The 1,121-nt window shown below is 65.3% G+C and carries 1 protein-coding gene; it reads right to left on the bottom strand.

What is annotated here, in order from left to right; genetic code table 11:
* The coding region (locus R4I43_RS34215; RefSeq protein WP_324269878.1) for an IS481 family transposase at positions 1–994 on the bottom strand (994 nt) is incomplete at its 3' end.
* Positions 995–1,121: the final 127 nt, after the last annotated feature.

The following is a 1,121-nucleotide window of genomic DNA, read 5'->3' as shown; positions in this document are numbered from 1 at the left end:
TGTGATGTCCGGGGAGGTTGGTCAGTCGGGTGGCTGGTGGCTTGCCTCCGATGGCGGAGTGGGGGCGGTGGTGATTGTAGAAGTGGATCCAGGCTGGCAGGGCGGCGTTGCGTTGCTGGGTTGATTCGTAGAGGCGGGTGTAGGCCCAGCCGTCGGCGAGGGTGCGGTGGAATCGTTCGATTTTGCCGTTGGTTTGGGGCCGGTAGGGCCGGGTGCGTTTGTGTGTGATGTCGAGCTCGCGACAGGTGTCACGCCAGGTGTGGGAGCGGTAGCACGCGCCGTTGTCGGACAGGACCCGTTCGACGGTGACGCCGTGTTCGGCGAACCACGCGACAGCGCCGTGCAGCACATCGATCGCGGTGGCGGCTTTCTCGTCGGTGCGGATTTCGGCGTAGGCGACCCGGGAATGATCGTCGATGACGGTGTGCAGGTAGGCGGTGCCGAGTTTCGGGGCGTGGTGACGGTCTCGCTCGCCGGTGCGGTGGGCTGTGGCGGCCCGGTTGCGTTTTCCCTGGTGACGTCCGAGGTAGCGCCAGCCGCCGCCGTCCGGGATGTTGCCGAACTTGGTGACGTCGACGTGGATCAGTGATCCGGGGTGGTCGTGTTCGTAGCGGCGCAAGGCTTCGCCGGTGACCCGATCGATTCGTGAGAGCCGGTTGATCCGGCAGCGCACCAGGACCGCGTGCACGGTCGAGGCGGGCATGCCCACACGCCCGCCGATCTGGACAGGGCCCAGGCGGTGACGCCACCGCAGCCCCACGATCCGCCGAACGAGTTGTTCAGGGGTCTTTCTCGGGTTGTGGTGAGGCCGGCAACTGCGATCACGCATGCCCTCGACGCCTTCGAGCCGATACCGCTGGGCCCACTTACGTGCCGTTTTCGGAGCCACCATGAACATCTTCGCCGCATGAGTAGCCGTCCAGCCCTCCTCGACGATCAAACGTGCCAGCCGCAGCCGGGTGCGCGGGGTCAGCGTGGCGTTAGGGTGGGACACGAAGGCCTCCGGTTGATGAAGCGGTTCCTAGACAGCTCCACTTCACAACCAGAGGCCTTCACCTGTCTGCAAAACAAACCAACTCACACACCACGACCGGGACAACCTCCCCGGACATCACAGCTAG

The organism is Saccharopolyspora mangrovi, assembly GCF_035320975.1.
GTDB classification, from domain to species: Bacteria; Actinomycetota; Actinomycetes; order Mycobacteriales; family Pseudonocardiaceae; genus Saccharopolyspora; species Saccharopolyspora mangrovi.
Note: the sequence above shows the minus strand (reverse complement) of the source record. Positions and strands in the feature narration are given on the sequence as shown.